The organism is Candidatus Neomarinimicrobiota bacterium, from assembly GCA_017656425.1.
In the GTDB taxonomy this organism is placed as follows: domain Bacteria; phylum Fidelibacterota; class UBA2242; order UBA2242; family B5-G15; genus JACDNV01.
On record JACDNV010000023.1, the window covers coordinates 16,713 to 32,624 of the forward strand.

At 35.4% G+C, this 15,912-nt stretch carries 12 protein-coding genes and 2 pseudogenes; all 14 read right to left on the reverse strand.

Annotated elements, in window-relative coordinates; translation table 11 throughout:
- Positions 1 to 139: 139 nt before the first annotated feature.
- Entirely contained in the window at positions 140 to 1,312 is a 1,173-nt protein-coding gene (locus H0Z29_11205) for a LegC family aminotransferase (protein ID MBO8132058.1), read from the reverse strand.
- 3 nt (positions 1,313 to 1,315) lie between these two features.
- The gene (locus H0Z29_11210) at positions 1,316 to 2,290 is read right to left on the reverse strand and encodes an NAD(P)-dependent oxidoreductase (protein ID MBO8132059.1); all 975 of its coding nucleotides are present in this window, start codon (positions 2,288 to 2,290) and stop codon (positions 1,316 to 1,318) included.
- 47 nt (positions 2,291 to 2,337) lie between these two features.
- Positions 2,338 to 2,586, reverse strand: a pseudogene (locus H0Z29_11215) (SDR family NAD(P)-dependent oxidoreductase).
- A 964-nt stretch (positions 2,587 to 3,550) separates the two neighbouring features.
- Positions 3,551 to 4,612 carry an IS110 family transposase gene (locus tag H0Z29_11220; protein MBO8132060.1) on the reverse strand — a complete coding sequence of 354 codons (1,062 nt, stop codon included), beginning with the start codon at positions 4,610 to 4,612 and terminating at the stop codon, positions 3,551 to 3,553.
- Positions 4,613 to 4,995: 383 nt separating this feature from the next.
- Positions 4,996 to 5,712, reverse strand: coding sequence for an NAD-dependent epimerase/dehydratase family protein (locus tag H0Z29_11225; GenBank protein ID MBO8132061.1), 717 nt, complete (start codon positions 5,710 to 5,712; stop codon positions 4,996 to 4,998).
- Positions 5,713 to 5,980: 268 nt separating this feature from the next.
- On the reverse strand, positions 5,981 to 7,054 hold the full coding sequence (locus tag H0Z29_11230) for a GDP-L-fucose synthase (GenBank protein MBO8132062.1): 1,074 nt from the start codon (positions 7,052 to 7,054) through the stop codon (positions 5,981 to 5,983).
- 258 nt (positions 7,055 to 7,312) lie between these two features.
- Positions 7,313 to 8,443: a GDP-mannose 4,6-dehydratase gene (gene gmd / locus H0Z29_11235; GenBank protein ID MBO8132063.1), complete on the reverse strand. Its 1,131-nt coding sequence runs from the start codon at positions 8,441 to 8,443 to the stop codon at positions 7,313 to 7,315.
- 282 nt (positions 8,444 to 8,725) lie between these two features.
- On the reverse strand, positions 8,726 to 9,076 hold the full coding sequence (locus H0Z29_11240; protein ID MBO8132064.1) for a four helix bundle protein: 351 nt from the start codon (positions 9,074 to 9,076) through the stop codon (positions 8,726 to 8,728).
- Positions 9,077 to 9,190: 114 nt separating this feature from the next.
- Positions 9,191 to 10,504, reverse strand: coding sequence for an ATP-binding protein (locus tag H0Z29_11245; protein ID MBO8132065.1), 1,314 nt, complete (start codon positions 10,502 to 10,504; stop codon positions 9,191 to 9,193).
- 190 nt (positions 10,505 to 10,694) lie between these two features.
- A complete protein-coding gene (locus H0Z29_11250) occupies positions 10,695 to 11,024 on the reverse strand; it encodes a DUF86 domain-containing protein (protein ID MBO8132066.1) in 330 nt (109 codons plus the stop codon).
- 75 nt (positions 11,025 to 11,099) lie between these two features.
- Positions 11,100 to 11,492, reverse strand: a complete 393-nt coding sequence (locus tag H0Z29_11255) for a nucleotidyltransferase domain-containing protein (protein MBO8132067.1) — start codon at positions 11,490 to 11,492, stop codon at positions 11,100 to 11,102.
- Between the two features lie 86 nt (positions 11,493 to 11,578).
- A pseudogene (locus H0Z29_11260) lies at positions 11,579 to 11,864 on the reverse strand (four helix bundle protein).
- A 991-nt stretch (positions 11,865 to 12,855) separates the two neighbouring features.
- On the reverse strand, positions 12,856 to 14,139 hold the full coding sequence (locus tag H0Z29_11265) for an ATP-binding protein (GenBank protein MBO8132068.1): 1,284 nt from the start codon (positions 14,137 to 14,139) through the stop codon (positions 12,856 to 12,858).
- A gap of 320 nt (positions 14,140 to 14,459) precedes the next feature.
- A complete protein-coding gene (locus H0Z29_11270) occupies positions 14,460 to 15,659 on the reverse strand; it encodes an ATP-binding protein (GenBank protein ID MBO8132069.1) in 1,200 nt (399 codons plus the stop codon).
- Positions 15,660 to 15,912: the final 253 nt, after the last annotated feature.

The following is a 15,912-nucleotide window of genomic DNA, read 5'->3' on the forward strand; positions in this document are numbered from 1 at the left end:
ATCAGCTGATTTACCTCCTATCTTCCATGTTTTTCAAGAAGATAGCTTTTCTAAGGATAAAACTCAATACAAAAATCATTGTTGATATATTTCAATTAAATCAAAGATTTCTCTTAATTTAATTCTGGCTTTGTTTCTATTATTTTTTTTCATTTCTATACCCACTTGGAATATTTACAATTCTATCCTCAAACCATTCAGAGTTATCTAAGTTACCCTTTTGACAATCTTTATACATTTCCAATTTATTCATCAATCGCCAAATCGGACGTGTCATTACACCATTTGAATTTGTCTCTTCGAGAAATTTATCTCGTTCTTTTTTGTCTTTTAATTGAACACAATTAAGCCAGAAGTTAGATCGTGAGTTTTTGGGTTCATTTACAAATTTAATAATTTCATTATCTGATTGCTCAAGTGCCGAAAAAAAGCTTTTATATAACTTAGCAGTTTGGCGTTTGTTTTCAATTATCATCTCTATATTTTCCATTTGGGCTACACCGATTGCTGCGGTTACGTTTGTCATACGATAATTGTATCCAATTTCGTCATGAATATATTCCCATTTATGTGGTACTTTCGCTGTTGTGGTAATATGTTTTGCTTTTTCCGCAAATGCTTCATCATCGGTGATAATCACTCCCCCGCCGCCTGTGGTAATTGTTTTATTGCCGTTATAACTGATGATTCCAGCTAAACCAAATGTTCCAGTGTGCTTATTTTTATAAAGAGAACCCAGTGACTCTGCAGCATCTTCAATTACTGGAATATGGTATTTATCAGCAATCTCAACAATCTCATCAATTCTGCAGGGGAAGCCGAATGTGTGCATGGGAACAATTGCAGATATCGGTTGGTTTGTTGATTTATTGATTTGTTGATTTGTGTCTGGATCATATTTGCTGTTTTTAGATAGCCAGTCATCTAATTTTTCCGGTGACATCCCCATGGTGTCTAAATCCACGTCTATAAAAACCGGGTTAGCACCGCAGTGTGATATGGCATTTGCAGTAGCGACAAATGTCAAAGGTTGAGTAATGACTTCATCCCCGGGTTTAACTCCGGCTAATTGTAGCGCTACTTGCAAAGCAGTCGTTCCGTTAACAACAGCTACTGCATACTTGGCACCGGTGTATTCAGCCGTCATCTCTTCAAATTGAGTAACATATTTACCCACATAAGAAACAAACGTTGAATCAATGCAATCATTGATATATTTTTTTTCGTTACCCAAAAATACAGGCTCGTGAAGGATAACCTGCTCTTTATTCCCATAAATTTTCTTGATAAACCTAACCACTTTCTCAAACATTACTTAAATATTCCTATATTTTGATGAATATGGATCTGAAATTATCCCATCTTTTAAAACACAATGAATTTCTTTTAGTCCTTGAGGTACAGTTTTAGTAATTTCAAACCCTAATTCGCTTTTTATCTTAGAAAAATCGACTCTATAATCTCTAGGGTCTTCGTCCTTTTGTACATATTTTATTTTTGCCTCGGGAACAATTTTCATTATCTCCTCTGCAATCATTTTCTTTTGATAATTCTCATTTGTTGCGCCTACTCCATATACATCCTGTTTCACTTTCTCTTTCGGGCTTTCTAAAACTAATATGCAAGAGCGCACTAAATCTTCAACATGACAATAGGGTCTCCAAAACTGTTCTCCAAATATGATTAACTCTTTCCCCAATGTTACATCTCTAATAAATTCGTTAACTGTTAAGTCAAATCGCATTCTTGGTGACAAACCATAAACCGTAGAAAATCTTAAAGCTGTTGGAATGAAGTCTTTTCTAATTTCGCTTTCTAATAAGTATTTTTCAAATTTTACTTTTAATCGGGCATATAATGATACAGGATTTAGCGGTGATTCTTCATTAACATATCCATTGCCTTCCATCTTACCATAGATGCTGCAAGTTGAGGCAAAAACGAAATGTTTAACATTTGTATCATCATTACAAAAATCATATAGAAACTTTGTAGCCCTCCAATTAATAACTTCAGCTAATTCCGGTTGTTTTGCGCAAGCAGGATCCCCCACAATTGCAGCAAGATGCACAACATCTGTTACATCTGTTAATGCTTTTTTCACTGTTTGTTCATCTCTCACATCACCTTTAATAAATTCAAAGTTAGGATGGTTATAAATACCTATCAAAGATTCTCCACCAAAAAGAAGCACATCAAAACCTTTGACGTAATAGCCTCTTTCTAAAAGTTGTCTTACCAAGACACTACCGATATAACCGGCTGCACCAGTAACTAAAATTCTTCTCATATTTTATTTTCCTAATTACATTTATTAATAATACTATAAAATTACTTCTATGTATTATGATGAAAAACGGCATCAACTACCCTCATTGCTTCATAAACACCATTTGGGTCGCGAACATCACCGGGAAATATTTCTATACTTTCTTTGACTTGTTTATCAAAAGTATTAATTCATCCCCAGGAGTTAAATGAATTATAATGGACAAATGCTTTCACCTTATATCCAAGTTCGACTAAACGTTCAGCAAGATGACTTCCAATAAACCCACTGGCTCCCGTGACTAGGATTTTTTTCATTGATTATTTTCCTGTTGCGTTTTACGCTTCTCAATTCTATTATTTCCCATAATCTGCTCCCCTTTTCTTCTTTTTCCTATTTCTATAAATTTACTGTTTGGATAGTTCGCTTTTAGTCATTTTTTATCTCTTTTGGAATTCGCAACGTAACAAAAAGTTTTTTTTACTTTAATTAATACGTGGTGCACTTTGCGCACGTTGCGAGAGGTATTATAATCCATTGACGATACATTTATAATACCATTCTTTTTTTCTTACTCCATCAGGAGATCCTTTTGGGGCAAATTAGCTCTGATGGTTTTTACCCTCTCACTATAAGTACGGCTTCGCCACCTCAGTCACATTGTACTGAGATGGCATAGTAATTAATGAAGTAGAAAGTTTAACTAATTTGATTTATATCACCCAACTTTTAGTGTTAAACAACTTACTTCAATTATTGCCACATATTTTTTTAAATCGCGGTAAAATTTATATTTATAATAATATTTATGCAAGAGAAAATTTGAAGTTTTATATGCTAGCCCTGAAGGTTCATAGAATTCCTTTAGAGGGTCTCTTTCCCATAGGGATCTCTTCCCCAGAAGGATCTCTACCATGTTAATAATCAAGTATTATTTTACAAGGTTAACATTTGGATGCCTCCCACTGGGTTAGTTCTTAAAGAACATTTTGTGCGAGAATGGGCTATTTTGTATTGCTCGTCGGAGCACAAAATGTTCTTCTTTTTCTCTACCCATTTTGCTATCCAGGAATCATCGAATATTCTCATGAATCAATCTACCATTCGCGATAGTCTTATGGATTACTACCAATCTTGACTTCGCACGCTTACATTCGATTATTTCGGGGCGTTGCAAACTTCGAGAAGAAATAGTCTTTAACCTTTTCAGAGACCCCTTAGCAATCACTCCGTGATGTTTGATTTCAAGAATATTCTTCATTCCTGTTTTCTTACAATGACTCAACATATTCCAATAACATATGGTTCTTCGTAAAGTAATATTCTGCGCACTCTTCGAGCCAGGCTATTTGCTATGGAAATTATAGCCTTTGTCTTTGCTTTTCCATGAGAAACACGATTGAATTTATCAAGCAAAAATGGATCACGGCGAATTGCTTGCCAGGATGCCTCAACAAATATATTGCGTAGAATTCGATTTCCCATATGTGTCAATGAACCTCTTCGTATTTGTTCGCCACTGGAATGTTCTGAGGGCGATAACCCTATATACGAAATAAACTTATAATAACTTGGAAAACGATTAATATCACCAACTTCTAATATAATTGTCATTGCTGATAAAAGACCTATTCCAGGAACTGTTCTTAATAATTTTACCTTAGCCTGATATCTTTCCAATCTAGATAACTCAACGATTATTCGGTCTAACCTGTAAATACTACTTTTGATCTCTTCGTATTCATCCAGCATAAAATTGAATGCCTTATGATAATATTTATCTTCAAATGGAGGAGAACGTAACCACATTATAAAGTCCTTTGACCAATATCGGTTCCTATTATCTGATAGTCGTATACCATAAAACATTAAATCAGATTTTATCTGATTCTGTATAATCACCTTACGTTTCATAAATTGTGCCCTTTTCCTGAGTATGCTGCGATGATATACCTCCTCAGATTCCGGAATCCTTATAGCAACCAGATCACCTCTTGCTAGTTCCCTTGCCAATCTACGACTATCATTTTTATCTGTCTTTACGCAACTACCCGGTTTAATAGGTATGTTTTGAGGTGACACTATGATAGTTGAAATGCCTATGCCGTTTAGATAATTAGCAAGCCCATAACCAAAACAACCTGCCTCATAAACAGCCTTAAATTGTGCACCAGGAAAGTGTGCCTTTAATGTTTTCACTAACTTCTCTTTCTCAGGTGGTGCAACAAAACTCTTGTGTTCACAATGCTTGCTCCTTATCGTAACTGACCATTTTTTTCTATGTAGGTCAATTCCTATGAATAATGTTTGCCCCGTCCAATCCTTAATATTACCTTTGTCCATTGGTAAGCCTCCTTTCGTTTTTTATTTTGAGTATCCTAAAAATAAGGGAGGCTTACTTATTATTAAACATAAAAACTTCGAGATGAGATGAGACTGGCTAGCCAGGTGGTAGCAGAACCTTGAACTTCGAAAATTGAGCTTATGGACTTTGAACTTCTACCCTCATTATGCCAAACTAACTATGTCTGCAAAGATAAGATACGCTTCTCACAGTGATCTATATAAAATGTAAAAATTACTCCCAATTCCTATAGGGAAATTCATATAAACCTATTTGAAATCATTGAGTATTATATTATTGAAGAACACATTTTTGATTTTTTGAATAACTTATAAAAACGCTATTTATATTGAGAATTTTAAAAATAAAGAACCTGTCCAATTTACAAAGATAAATACCTTTTAACCCTTTCTTCAATCCATCTATACGTTATCTTTAAACCTTCTCTCAACGGCATATTCGGTTTCCATCCAAGTTTTTCCATTATCAATCTATTATCCGAATTCCTCCCTCTAACTCCAGTAGGTCCAGAAATGTGTTTTATCTCAAGTTTTACCCCTGCTATATCCATAACCATCTCCGCAAGCTGATTTATTGTTACCATCTCTTCGGACCCAATATTTACAGGACCTGTAAAATCTGATTCCATTAATCTCCTCACACCTTCCAAACACTCATCTATATACAAAAACGATCTCGTCTGCTTACCATCTCCCCATATTTCTATATACTTCTCTCCTTTTAACTTAGCTGTTGCTACTTTCCTGCATATCGCTGCTGGAGCTTTCTCCCTACCATCATTCCATGAACCCTCCGGTCCAAATATATTATGAAACCGTGCAATTCTTACATCAAGTCCATAATTCCTATTAAACGCTAAATACATCCTCTCACTAAAAAGCTTCTCCCATCCATACTCGCTATCAGGCATCGCAGGATATGCAGATTCCTCTGAACACTTTGGATTCTCCGGATCTCTTTGGTTATACTTAGGATAAATACACGCTGAAGAGGAATAAAATACCTTTTTTACCCCGTATTTCACTGCCCAGTTATATGCATTAAAATCTATCAATGTAGAGAAATGCATCATATACATATCACTCTTTTTTACAGTAAAGACAAACTGTCTTTCCACATTTTTGGTGATAGCTTATATATCTTATTATATCCTATATTTATATGCTAGTGGTTCTATAAATTATAGATATTTCAAATCCCTTTCTTTCATACAAAAATCTACTCGCCTAACCTTTTAACCCAATAGCCTACTTAAAGCCTCATTTTCCATATACCAAAGCCTTTTCTTAATTTTTCTTAACATTAATTTTCCCATCACTATTCTCAAAATTCTACTTTAATATTATTCACAGATCCCTATCAATAGAATTTCTATAGTAATCATAAAATTTTTTAATTCCTTCTTTTAAACTTATTCTTGGCTGCCATTTAAATTTTTTAATCCTTGAAATATCAAGAAGTTTTCTGGGTGTACCATCAGGTTTTGATATATCATACCTTATTTCACCATCAAATCCAACTATTTCTTTTATCATTTCTGCAAATTCTTTTATTTTTACATCTTTTCCAGTCCCGATATTTATAAATTCTCCAATATCTTCAAAGTTGTATCTATCCATTAAAAATAAACAGGCATTAGCTAAATCATCCACATATAAAAATTCTCTGTAAGCATCTCCTGTTCCCCAGATTAAAACAAAATCCTTTGTTATTCCTATTTTTTCAAGATTTTGAACAATTGAATTCTCATCTTCTAAATTTATTTTTTTATCTAAGCCAAAGCCAATAGGATATTTTTTCATATCCTTTTTTATACTATCGAAATTTTCTTCTTTTAATAGCTTTGCAAGATGAAATTTTCTTAATAATGCTGCTGGAACATGGGCTGTTTCTAGATTAAAGTTATCATTTGGACCATAGAGGTTTGTTGGCATAACTGAGATAAAATTTGTTCCATACTGTTCATTGTAATACTTACAGAGTTTTATTGCTGTTATTTTGGCAATTGCATAAGGTTCATTTGTAGGCTCCAGTTTCCCTGATAAAAGATATTCTTCTTTCATTGGCTGAGAACAGTTTCTAGGATATATACAAGATGAACCGAGATTGAGCAATTTTTTTACACCAAATTTATAAGCAGAATTTATCACATTAGCTGCAATCATTATGTTATCATAAATAAACTCAGCGACATAGGTTGAGTTTGCTAAAATGCCCCCGACTTTTGCTGCAGCAAGGAAAACGTACTCAGGCCTTTCTTTTTCAAAAAATTCCTCTGTATCTTTCTGTCTTCTTAAATCGAGTTCTTTACTGGTCCTAAAAACAAGATTGTTATATCCCTCTTCTTTCAATTTCCTGACAATAGCAGAACCCACCATTCCTCTGTGCCCGGCAACGTATATTTTTGAGTTTTTATTCATAATGACTCCTTATCAAAGAAATTGTTTTTTTATATCCTACAAGATTTTTCATATTGTCATAAATTTTCCGTAAATATTTATAATCCCTATTAATCTTATCATTTGTGAATAATTCAAAACAATCAGGTTTTACTATTATCAATTTTTAAAATAAAAATTCTAAAATCTATTTTTGAATTTTTACAAAAAACCAATCCTTCAACTTTTATATATTATTTTTAATAAAAACGTTTAAACCTATTTCTACCATATTCCTATCTATAATTTCGAAATTCTATGCTCTGTGTAACCAAAGCCTTTTTCTTCTGAAATCTTTATCCCTTCTCCTTGTGGTTCAAGACCAACTGATTTCATGTCATAATCAACCATAATTTTTATAAGCTCATCAAAAGTTGTTCTTGGTTGCCACCCAAGAACTCTTTTAGCTTTTGTTATGTCTGCCAGAAGAAAATCAACTTCTGTCGGGCGAAAATATCTTGGGTCAATTTCAATTATTACATCACCTGTTTTTACGGCAGTTACATTCTTTTTTACACTTTTTACAATACCTCTTTCATTAACTCCCTCTCCCTTCCATTCAATTTCTATCCCCGCATAGGAAAATGCCTTCTCAACAAATTCCCTTACAGAATGGCTTTCTCCTGTTCCTATAACATAATCATCTGGAGAATCCTGCTGTAAAATCAGCCACATTACTTCAACATATTCAGGAGCAAATCCCCAGTCCCTTTTTGCTTCTAAATTACCAAGATAGAGTTTTTTCTGTTTTCCTGTAATTATATTAGCTACTGCTCTCGAGATTTTTCTTGTTACAAAAGTTTCACCTCTCCGGGGGCTTTCATGGTTAAAAAGAATCCCATTACTCGCAAATAAACCGTAACCCTCTCTATAGTTTTTTACCATCCAGTATGCGTATACTTTAGCACAGGCATATGGACTTCTTGGCTGAAATGGTGTATCTTCATTCTGTGGTGGTGAGGATGAGCCAAACATTTCACTGCTTGATGCCTGATAAAACTTTGTCTTTATACCGCTTCTTTTTATTGTTTCTAAGATTCTGGTTGTGCCGAGTGCTGTAATATTTCCTGTATATTCTGGAATATCAAAAGAAACTCTCACATGAGATTGTGCTCCAAGATGATAAATTTCATCAGGTTTTATGTTGTAAATAACATTTGTAATCTGTTCCCCGTCTGCTAAATCTCCGTAGTGAAGAAAAAACCTTGCTCCTTTTGTGTGAGGGTCTACATAAATATGGTCAATGCGACTTGTATTAAAGGTACTTGCCCTTCTTATAATTCCATGCACCTCATAACCCTTTGAAAGTAAAAATTCTGCTAAATAAGATCCATCCTGTCCAGTAATTCCGGTAATTAAAGCTTTTTTCATAATTCAAATCCTTTTTTATTAATTTGATACTTTTTCAATGTTATTGCGTACAACAATTTAGCGTTCCTGGTAATTTTGTTTAGAATTTTTCTTGCTTGCTGGCTTTCAGGCTATCAAGCTTGCAGGCTTGCCCCGAAGGTTCGATAGAACTCCTTCGGAGGGTCCCTTTCCCATAGGTTCATAGAACTCCTTCGGAGTATCTCTTTACCAAAGGGATCTCCTTGAGATGAGACGAGATGAGACAAGCTGGCCGGCTTGCAGGCTTGTTCGCTTATTAGCTTGTTACCCGCTAATCTTCTTATAAAACCTCCAAAGGAGTTTCCCAAGTTGACTTCTAATACTTTCCAAATTCTGATAGCTGCTTTCATCAAGGTAACCTAATTTGAAAGAAAAACTTAATAGATATTCCACCTCCGCAAGAGAACCTATAGCTATGTTTACAAACCTTGTTAATTCTTTATCGCCTTTTCTTGAATAGCCTTCTACAATATTTGTTGGAATTGATACTGCGGCTCTTCTTAACTGTGAAACTATGCCAAACATCTCTTCTTTTGGGAATGTTCCTGTGGTCTTATATACTTCATAAGCAAATTCATCTGCCAATTTCCAGACCTTTAAGTTTTTATAGGTCATGATGGATGTGAAGCTTGTTAGCTAGCAGGCTAACAGGTTTGTATGCTTTTACGCTGGCAAGCTCGCTCGCAATGGAACCTTAAACTATGAACATTGAACTTCGGAACTTATAAATCACCCCAACGCCCACTGATAAAAAGGCTTGACTTCAATCTCTAAGCCATTTCGCTCAAAACTCGCTCTCAGGTCTCTGGTAATGATAAGAGCTTTGCTTACCTTGAATTCCTTTGCCGCCAGTTCCAACGCACGAATCTCTCGAGTCTCACTTTTCTCCGACGTTAAATCGTAGCACACCTGGATAAGAGGGAATTCATCATTCTGACCGAAAAACTGTGGCAGAACAAAATCAACTTCATACCCGCTGGAACTCTTCCAGTAATAGAGGTCGTCATATTTTCGATAAAGATGGCAGAAGACCATGTTTTCAAGAAGGCGTCCCCAGTCCTTTTCCTTAATAAAAGATGTTACCTGATACATTCCATTATCCAGTAGATAGAACTTTTTCGGATACTGGAGCTGGTCCTTCACCAAATAGGAAAATATGGATACCGTCTTCCCTAAAAACGCATCTTCAAGATAGCCCAGATACTCAATCAGCGTGCTTTTGGACACCTTGAATCCGATCGACTCTAAACTTGCAGCCATTTTCCCCATACTAACCAGACAGGACATCTGGCGGGTGAGAATTTTTATAAAGTTATCCAGTACTTTTATCTGACGGATGCTGTAACGTTGAACAATATCAGCGAAAAAAACGGTGTGAAGATACTCTTTCAGGATAGCCTCTTTTTCCTGCATCGTCTCCGCCAGCACAACTTCAGGGAATCCACCATACCTCATATATTGTGAAAAAAAGAACAGAATTTCATTCTTTCGACCGGAATAGGGCAAACGATCTATTTGAGGAACCTGTACCCCTTTGAAGCCCAGATATTCTCGAAAAGAAAGGGGAAACACTTTATATGTCAATGTACGCCCCCTGAGAGCCGTAGCAATATCAGAGCTCAACATTTTTGAATTCGACCCAGTTATAAACAACTTAACATTGGCTTCGGTCTCATAAATCCGCCAGATGACTTTCTCCCAGTTTGGAACGTTTTGAATTTCATCCAGAAATAAAAAGATTGGCGCCTCAGGAGCAACCTCAAAAAACTGCCTGTATACATCCAGCAGTTTCGCAAGTTCTCCACCCTCGAATGGTAAAAGCCTATCATCTTCATAATTAATATAAACTATATTCTGCGATGGCACATCTTTCCTTAACTTACTAATAAGCTGAAAAAAAAGAGTGCTCTTGCCGCTTCTCCGAGGACCAATGAGAACAGGAATTAACCGTGTATCAAGCAGACCGTCATAACCATTTCTTTCAATAAATGGTGGAATCTGATACTCAAACCACCATTGCAAAATATTCTTTAATTTCTCCATTGCCAATATCGTTTAATGTATAATTCGATTTGCTTATAATATCGTTTAATATACTATACAATACACCAGATTCCAAACTTTAAAACCCTAAACTTTGAACATAGAACCTTGAACTCCTGAACTTCAAATCTAACCCCACAACTTTATCCACAGCCCCACCGCCTTAGCCACATCGGGACAAAAGCGGAAGCTATACAACTATCCTAATCTGGTTAATAAACTCCAGAACTTCGTCGAGATTATCTCGTGCGTAAAGGCAAATCTTATCCTTACTGAGCGTGTCATAATCATGAGCTAAAAAATTTCTGAATCCTGCAATCCTGGCAAAAGAATAGGCAAATTCCTTATCTAAAATGCCGTTTTCTCCCAAAATATCAAACGCCTCTGCATAGCTCTGTGGTGGTCTAAGATTTTTATATCTGATAACCATCTCGGCAATAGCCACACAGGAATCAGCTATTAGATATAGATAGTGTAGTAAAGCACCCCGGTAAATTTCCTCATCAAATCTTTTTTTCACAGTCAGGAGCTAACTCTTTAACAATTTTAACGTATTTTTCCAGTCTGAACAGTTTTTGTTTCAATCTTTCTATTGTCATACTCCTATAATCATCTTTCTTTGATGCATGAAATCAAGGGCCTGATGGTGAATTCGTACCTCATAGTCTAATCGCACCTCCGGATTTGAGTCGAAAATGACAGTTCCATTGGTAACAATTTCATCGGCCAGAATCAGATTCCGCAAATTGTTTAAAATAATGACATCTATATCATTCCGCTTCAGAAGCCGTGTACAATCTGTATATAGAGCCAATTTAAGATCGAATGCATCTTCCTGTGAGTCAACATAAAACGCAAGGTCAATATCACTCAATGGGGAATAATCATGGCTTGCTGCGGTACCAAATAGATAGGCAAATACAATCCTGCCCTTATAAGCTTTAAAAAGAGGTTGCAATTCCTTTTTAATCATTTTGAATCTATTCATCGTGTAAAACTCACCTTAACCTGGGAATGAATTCTCGCAAAGCATACCGCGACCTTTTTGCCTTCTGCAAAGTACACAAAGTTTACCTACATACTTTTTTCATTCGCTATATATCCCGAATCTTTCAATAATCTCAGCCAATACTTAGCCTCTTTTACTTCCTTATAATGCTATATTCATCTTAGCTAAAAACTCTCTCTTACTCTACGCTGACTCAGCCTCCTCAACATTCGCACCTATCAACGTCCCAGATCTCAAAAGTTGCTTTGAGAAAACAAATTCTTTTTTATGCTCAATTAAAAGTTTATAAACCTCTATCATATCTAATGCAAACTCATAACTTTTATTCAATATCAAATTATTTCCAACTATTTTCAACCCCTAATTCTCAATTCTTAATTCTCCATTCTACACTATCTATCAATCCTCTAATTCTACATTCTCAATTCTACATTCTACATTCTTAATTAAGCATTCTACATTATCTTTTACGGTTTCACAACCCTTCGATGTTAAAGAGTTCAACGTTAAGAAAGTTCAACGTTCAACGTTAAAGAGTTCAACGTTAAGAAAGTTCAACGTTCAACGTTAGAGAGTTCAATGTTACCACCTGCGCAAACTTAGAACGTAAAACCTTGAACCTTGAACTTTGAACTTCAAATTACGGCTTCGCCACCTCAGTCACATTAACTGAGATGGCATAGTAATTAACGAGGAAAAAAGTTTAAACAATTTGACTTATATCACTACCATATATCTTTTCAAATCGTGCTAAAATTTATATTTATGTCAAGGTTTATGCAAGGAAAAGAATGAGTAATGAATAATGAATAAAGAATAATGTAAAATGTAAAATGTATAATGTAAAATGTTTACGAGTGATGGTGGTTTTTATTGTTGATTGAATTTGCTATGGAATTTATAAACTTCTATTTTCTCAGGAAAAAATCAAACGCCCTTTCCAGCACTAAATTATTTCCTCTCACAATTAACACACCATACTTCACTCTTCATTATACATTATACTTAGGAGAGTTCAACGTTAGAAAAGTTCAACGTTCAACGTTTAGGGAGTTCAACGTTTAAAAAGTTCAACGTTCAACGTTAGGAGAGTTCAACGTTAAGAAAGTTCAACGTTCAACGTTTAGGGAGTTCAACGTTAAGAGAGTTCAATGTTCAACTTTAGGAAGTTCAATGTTTAAAGAGTTCGACGTTAGAAAAGTTCAACGTTCAACGTTATGAAGTTCAATGTTACTACCTGCATAAATTTAGAACGTAAAACCCCGAACCTTGAACTTTGGAACCTTGAACTTTGAACTTTGAACTTTGAACCTTGAACTTCGGAACTTTGAACTTCGAACTCTTACTCCACACTCCACTTCCAGAAGGGTTTTATTATTACTGTTATGCCATCTATTTCCTTTATTTCCTCATTGTCGAAAGTAACGACTACAGCTTCTTTTAGATTAAAGCGCTTTGCCGCCTCTATTACCCCTCCCAATTCCCTTTCTTTGTTATCCTCATCCAACTTCCATGTCACCTGAAAGACCATAAACCTGTCATCACTTTTCACTATAAAATCGCATTCATATCTCTCCTGAAAATAAAAGACTTCATACCCTTTTCTTCTCAACTCTATAAAAACTGCATTCTCTAACAGACGCCCGTAGTCCATTGAGCTAACTCTTCTGGACAATCCAACGTCAATGAGATAAACCTTAACTGGATTTCTCATCCTTTTATAGGTCGATTCAGCAAACTTTTTCACTTCAAAAATTAACATGCTCTCAAGAAAATATTTATAGTAAGCATAAAGACTATCTTTGGAGAAAGAAAACCTACCTTTATATTGCTTATAAAAAGCAGTTAAGGAAAATCTCGTTGAAAAGGACGAAAATAATTTATCCCATAAAGCGTCTAATAAAACTATATTCCCAACTTTAAACCTTTCAACAATATCTCTAAAAAACATTGCATTAAGATATTCTTTCAATACCTTTCTCTTGTCAAATTCAGTTGGAGAAAAAGTTACTTCCGGAAATCCTCCAAACTTCAAATACTCACCAAAACAATTCTTCGTATATACTTTTCCACTCCCATAAAATAGTTTTTCTCTTGAAAGATCATACCCTTTTGAAACTAAAAACTCTCTAAATGAGAAAGGAAAAACTTCCAGACTCCAGACTCTACCCCTTAAGGATGAATGGATTCTCCGGGGAGTTATCTCAGATGAAGAACCCGCACAATATACCGATATACCTTCCTTTTCAACCAACCTCCTTACAAATCTTTCCCATAACCCAGTATCCTGAATTTCATCAAATAGAAATACTACATTATTCTGGGATAACAAATGGGGTTTTAACTCAAAAAATGCTTCTCTAATCCTATCAATCTCCTCAATCTTAATATTAGAAAGCCGTTCATCTTCAAAGTCAATGTATAACGAGCGCCCCCTATTCTTTCGAAACAAATCATAGAGAATAAAACTTTTGCCACTCCTTCTAACACCATGAAATACTACCACCTTCTTTAAATTTTCCGATGGGAGCGCTATCCCTTCCCTCGGGACAACACCTTTTATCTGACCTATAATAAAGTTCTCGTTTTCTATGATTATACTCTTTATAAGCTCATTACTAACCATATTTATCCTTTTAATAAGGACAAACTATCATATATTTATCCTTTTAAAAAGGTTAAATAGTTCAATGTTAGAAAAGTTCAATGTTAAGAGAGTTCAACGTTCAACGTTAGGAAAGTTCAACGTTTAGGGAGTTCAACGTTTAAAAAGTTCAACGTTCGACGTTTAACATTTACTACCACACAAAACTTTGAACTCTGGAACCTTGAACGTTGAACTTCGGAACTTTGAACTTTGGAACTTTGAACTCTGAAACCTTGAACGTTGAACCTTGAACGTTGAACCTTGAACGTTGAACTTTGAACTTCGGAACCTTGAACTCCTTAAATTGCACATGCAGGAATAATCCCTTTCTCATCCACATAATCCTTTGAAACAACGAAATACCTATCAATCCCCATTCCTTTTGCCAGTTTTCTCAGCCTATCGTAATCTGCTCTTATACCTCTACTTTTAACTCCAAACGCAATACCCGCCTCAGGAAGTACAAAATCCACTTCCCCACCTCTCCTTTTCTGATAGTAACACAACTTCCCATACTTCCTGAGATTTAAATAAACCGCATTCTCCAGGAGCCTACCTTCCCCCACTCTACCAAAAAGATTCAATATTCCTGTATCACAGACATATATTTTCTTTGCTCCACTCACTTCTCTATCCACATTCCCGGAATAAGGAGGAACCATAAAAAGAAAGTAAGTTCCTTCCAGAAATGAAAGATACGAATAAACCGTCTCTCTTGTCACACCCAGCTCGGACGAAAGCCTTGTAATATTTAACTTTGAACCTACTCTCTGAAGAATCAAAAACATCAACTCCCGAAAAACCTTCATACTCCTGAAATCAGCAAGACTTCTAACATCCTTTTCAAAATATGATGAAAATATATCTTTAATGTGCGATTCTTTACGCCTGATGTCATCGGCAAGTACAACCTGAGGAAATCCACCGTACATCAGGTATTCTTCATAATACTTTTTTACCTTTTCATACAGAACAATTGTTTTAGTACTCTCCTTCCGTTCAAAATCCTCCGGGAAGCTTATATCAAGCTCCTTAAAAGTCAAAAACTCGTCAAAAGATAGAGGAAACAGCTCGAAAACCACCTTTCTTCCAGCAAGACTTTCCGGAAACATGTTTTTAAAATAAAAACTACTTGAACCAGTCAAAAAGAACTTAACATCGTAATGGTCGTAAAGGTATTTAACAACTCTCACCACTTCTGGTGCTGACTGTATCTCATCAATAAAAATATATGCTTTCTTTTTCTTATCTACCCCAAAAGAGGCAAGATTCAGCCATACATTATTGAAATCCACTTCATCAAACACCCTTTGCTCAATAATATTCTCCATATCCAGCATAACCTTGTTGGTGGAGTCTACCTTATCATAAATCATCTTCAGGAGAGTTGTTTTTCCCGTTCTCCGCATTCCTGTGACAACGATTATTTCCTTCGAGTCTATCCAGGGTTCTATTTCCTTTAAGATCCTTCTTGGATACAGCACGATATTAGTATACAATTTATATACAAAATTGTCAACTATAAACCGACATTTGGGGATGAGAGTTCAATGTTAGGAAAGTTCAACGTTAAGAGAGTTCAACGTTCAACGTTAGGAGAGTTCAACGTTAAGAGAGTTAAACGTTCAACGTTATAGAAGTTCAATGTAACCACCTGCGCAAACTTAGAACGTAAAACCTTGAACCTTGAACTTTGGAACCTTGAACTTTGAACTTTGAACTTTGCACTTTGAACCTTGAACTTCAGAACTC

Coding starts and splice junctions, on each gene's coding strand:
- H0Z29_11255 (MBO8132067.1), bottom strand. CDS start 11,492: ATGAATAGATTCAAAATGATTAAAAAGGAATTGCAACCTCTTTTTAAA.
- H0Z29_11205 (MBO8132058.1), bottom strand. CDS start 1,312: ATGTTTGAGAAAGTGGTTAGGTTTATCAAGAAAATTTATGGGAATAAA.
- H0Z29_11210 (MBO8132059.1), bottom strand. CDS start 2,290: ATGAGAAGAATTTTAGTTACTGGTGCAGCCGGTTATATCGGTAGTGTC.
- H0Z29_11265 (MBO8132068.1), bottom strand. CDS start 14,139: ATGGTTAGTAATGAGCTTATAAAGAGTATAATCATAGAAAACGAGAAC.
- gmd (MBO8132063.1), bottom strand. CDS start 8,443: ATGAAAAAAGCTTTAATTACCGGAATTACTGGACAGGATGGATCTTAT.
- H0Z29_11225 (MBO8132061.1), bottom strand. CDS start 5,712: ATGTATATGATGCATTTCTCTACATTGATAGATTTTAATGCATATAAC.
- H0Z29_11230 (MBO8132062.1), bottom strand. CDS start 7,054: ATGAATAAAAACTCAAAAATATACGTTGCCGGGCACAGAGGAATGGTG.
- H0Z29_11220 (MBO8132060.1), bottom strand. CDS start 4,612: ATGGACAAAGGTAATATTAAGGATTGGACGGGGCAAACATTATTCATA.
- H0Z29_11245 (MBO8132065.1), bottom strand. CDS start 10,504: ATGGAGAAATTAAAGAATATTTTGCAATGGTGGTTTGAGTATCAGATT.
- H0Z29_11240 (MBO8132064.1), bottom strand. CDS start 9,076: ATGACCTATAAAAACTTAAAGGTCTGGAAATTGGCAGATGAATTTGCT.